The sequence below is a fragment of the Brunnivagina elsteri CCALA 953 genome, from assembly GCF_002289455.1.
GTDB lineage: Bacteria > Cyanobacteriota > Cyanobacteriia > Cyanobacteriales > Nostocaceae > Brunnivagina > Brunnivagina elsteri.
Genome location: NZ_NTFS01000561.1, coordinates 1 through 3,296, shown reverse-complemented (window position 1 = coordinate 3,296; position 3,296 = coordinate 1). Strand labels below are relative to the sequence as shown.

The window sequence follows — 3,296 nt, the reverse complement described above, 5'->3', positions numbered from 1 at the left end:
TTTTCCCACAAAAGTAGTAAACACATTTTCTGCATGAAGTCTTATGGGCAAAAGGGTACAAAGTTAACAGCCTAGTCAGACACCCTTATCAATCAAAAGGCTGAAGAATTCAGTTGCTAAGATGAGGACAAAAAAATAATGCCTATTACAATTAATCGCGGGTTGTTGCCAGGCTTTCAGCAAATATTTAAAAATAATGTCAAGGCGATTAAAAAAGACATTCAAGAAGCTCCTAGAAAAGCGAATGAATTTTTTGAAGATTACAAAAATGGCTTAGACACTTTGAAGGGAGTTGGTTCCGAATGGTGGGAGATGTATAGACAAGCATTAAAGGAAATGGGAATCAACAATATCGGGGATTTTGCGAAGTGGACAGTAACCTGTGTAGGAACCGTTGCTGCTATCTTCGGGGGAGCCCTCATAATATCCGCAGTTAGTGGCGCGGTTTTTGGTGCGGTTGGCGGGTTTGCGCTCACAACTGCGGGATTAATGGGTGCTGTCACCTTTGCCCCAATATTTAGTACCCTGTTACAGAGCGGAATTAGTACCACAAACCAAGTTTTAAACTTTAACATCAATCAAACCGATGAAGAGCTATATAAACAGTTAGAAGCAAAAGTAAACAGTATGTACGGATTACTGGGAACCACGGTAGGAAGTGCATTAGGGTGGTTGGTTTGCGGGGCGCTTCCGAATTCACTAGCTTTTCGATATAACAAAGCGGTCGGCACTGCGATCGCGCAGGATTTAGATGACGATGCTAGAAGCGAACTATATTCAAATATTGCCCAAATAATTAGATTAAGTAGCCAAACGCTGATTAATTCTGAATTAATCAACCGATTTACTTCAACTCGACGAGAACTCAAACGTAATCCTGATAGTGAATTCGGGAAGTTCTTCCGTAAAGTTGTCGGCGAGGAAGTTTTTAAAAAGTGGGGCGATGCGAATCAGCAAGCATGGACTATCAAGAAAAACATTATCGATCCGATTATCGAAAAAGAGAAAGACCCCCAATGGAAGGAATTTAAGGAAAATGCTTTAGAGGGATTTTCAGATAGTTGCATGGAAGCGAGTTTTATCGTCGCGAATAATTTGGATACTTACATTGCTTCTCAGAAAATAGCTAGAAGCAATATCCTTGGGAAAATACAGCACGTACGTATTCAATTAGGAGAAAGTGCCAAAGAGGCGCTTGCGCCACCTAAGAAAAAATAGATACAAATAAGTGCGATCGCACTTCAATCAAAAAAAATACTATTGGTAATAAATATGAAAATCGCGCTTGATTTAGGGCACGGATTACCCCGTGATGGGGGGGCTGTCGGTATTCGCACGGAAGAAAGTTTGATTAATCAAGTTGGACTATTGTTAGTCGAAAAGCTGAAAAGTTGCAACGACATAATACTTACTCGCCCAAAAGCCGCAAGCTCAACTAAAAGCTCGTTACAGCAGAGGTGCGACATGGCTAACTCTCGTGATTGCGATATATTCGCGAGCTTACACTTCAATGCATTTACACCTAGAGCGAATGGAGTCGAAGTGTATGCCATTAGTAAAATTGGGTACAATTACGCAGGCGCGATAGTCGCAAATATTGCACGATTAGGATATCATGACAGAGGAGTTAAGGACGGTAGCCACCTTTATGTCCTACGCAATACCAAAATGCCCGCGCTCCTTATAGAAGGGTGTTTTATTACCAATGTGGCGGATATGACGCGATTCGATGCCGAAGAAATGAGCGATGCGATCGCAAAGGGGGTACTTAGTGTCGTCGCAAACGATAAGTGAGAGTTTATCACTGGTTTTAGTTGTGATGCAAATCTTCCAAATCCACGAAGACATTCGACGGGATAAGGAGATGCAGAGCCACCAACGAACGATGAAAAAAATCCAAGAGACAGTTAACAGCCGTCAATTCTGATACTATTATTTTTGGATTTCTAACAGTAAATTTTGCTATTTTTAAAAATTATGGCTCCACAAAACGATCGAGCGATTTACGCATTTAACCTTTTATTTGAATACATTGCTTACCTAAAACAAGAGAATGCCGAGTTGAGTGCAGAGAATGCCGCCAAGGCTGAAACCATCGTGGCGAAAGAGATGGAGGCAATGGAGGTGAAAACCATGTATGAAACTTACGTCAATGCGGATGAAGACGACGATTCGGCGTTAGAACAAATCATTGCTAAAGCAGAGGCTGATTTAAGTTTGCTTAAAAGCTAAAAAGTTTCCATGCACCTCGTTTTGGCTATAGCTCCCCTATAGCCTTTTTTATTTTCTCCTTGTTCTTTGATTGGGGCGACCGCATTTAGATATTTTTGCTGAATATCGAGTGGGAGAACCCTCGAATTCAATTGGACTTAGAAATTAGTACGGATGGGGTGAATTTTATAAAAGTTGGGGCAATATCCCTGATTAAACAAGAAGGAGCGATACAGATTATTCAATTAGGCTATCGCCTGGAAGAGGTTACGAATTCCCACATCCTATTTATTTGGGGGATATTTACGGGTATTCGGTAGCGGCTTCTACGATTCAAGTTACTGAATTTAGGGGTTCTTAATAATATGCCTTTTTTAGACGATTCGCTGATAATTCCTGTTGCTAATAGTTCGATTATTACTAGCTCAATCGAACCAAGTAACCCCCAAGTCGGCGATATGTGGAATGAGTTGGACAATGATAATAATTTAATTCAACAATGGAACTATTTAACTGTTGAGAATAACCCCCGTTGGGTTTCCCAGTTGTACTATCATTCGTGGCAGATTACAACAGGCGCGTCAAATACAGTTTATTTAATCAATCCTGATTTTGATATTTTTGTCAAGCAGTATTACATCCATATCTTTACGGTAAACCAGACGATTATTAGTGGGGAATTCTATAACAGAAGGCTGTCGCTAGGAAGTCAAGGAGGCGGGAATATTGAGTTGCTAGCTAATGCAGAATTTAACAGTTTGAATGCTAATAGCCATGAGTTTTTAGAGACCCCCGTAAATTTTTTGATTACAGGGACTAAATACAGAGGCGTAAATACTCAGCAATTTAAAAATTTAATAAACACTAATGTCATAACCAATAAGGTTGCCTATTCAGCAATTTCAACTGTCCCCACATTCACGTATCTACTAGTAAGGAAATGAAGAACGAAAAGCCTTATTATTACTCGATCAGAAATGGACGGATACAGTATTTGGAGGACTGTACCTAGGCTGTTGACTTTGTGAGTTTTTAAGGAACTTTTATCATACAATAATAGTGTTGTATTTTTTCGAGGTAAAAGT

5 protein-coding genes are annotated in these 3,296 nt (G+C 40.0%); all 5 read left to right on the top strand.

Annotated elements, in window-relative coordinates; genetic code table 11:
* Nucleotides 1–138 precede the first annotated feature (138 nt).
* The 5 genes from CK510_RS28315 (at nt 139) to CK510_RS28300 (ending at nt 3,155) form a co-directional block, all read left to right on the top strand.
* Complete coding sequence (locus tag CK510_RS28315) at nt 139–1,218, top strand: hypothetical protein (RefSeq protein ID WP_095724817.1); 1,080 nt, start codon at nt 139–141, stop codon at nt 1,216–1,218.
* Between the two features lie 54 nt (nt 1,219–1,272).
* Nucleotides 1,273–1,794, top strand: coding sequence for an N-acetylmuramoyl-L-alanine amidase (locus tag CK510_RS28310; protein WP_095724816.1), 522 nt, complete (start codon nt 1,273–1,275; stop codon nt 1,792–1,794).
* A gap of 183 nt (nt 1,795–1,977) precedes the next feature.
* Nucleotides 1,978–2,232, top strand: coding sequence for a hypothetical protein (locus CK510_RS28305; RefSeq protein ID WP_095724815.1), 255 nt, complete (start codon nt 1,978–1,980; stop codon nt 2,230–2,232).
* Nucleotides 2,233–2,363: 131 nt separating this feature from the next.
* Nucleotides 2,364–2,531, top strand: coding sequence for a hypothetical protein (locus tag CK510_RS32155; protein ID WP_158224988.1), 168 nt, complete (start codon nt 2,364–2,366; stop codon nt 2,529–2,531).
* 45 nt (nt 2,532–2,576) lie between these two features.
* The gene (locus CK510_RS28300; protein WP_095724814.1) at nt 2,577–3,155 is read left to right on the top strand and encodes a hypothetical protein; all 579 of its coding nucleotides are present in this window, start codon (nt 2,577–2,579) and stop codon (nt 3,153–3,155) included.
* The last annotated feature ends 141 nt before the right edge of the window (nt 3,156–3,296 follow it).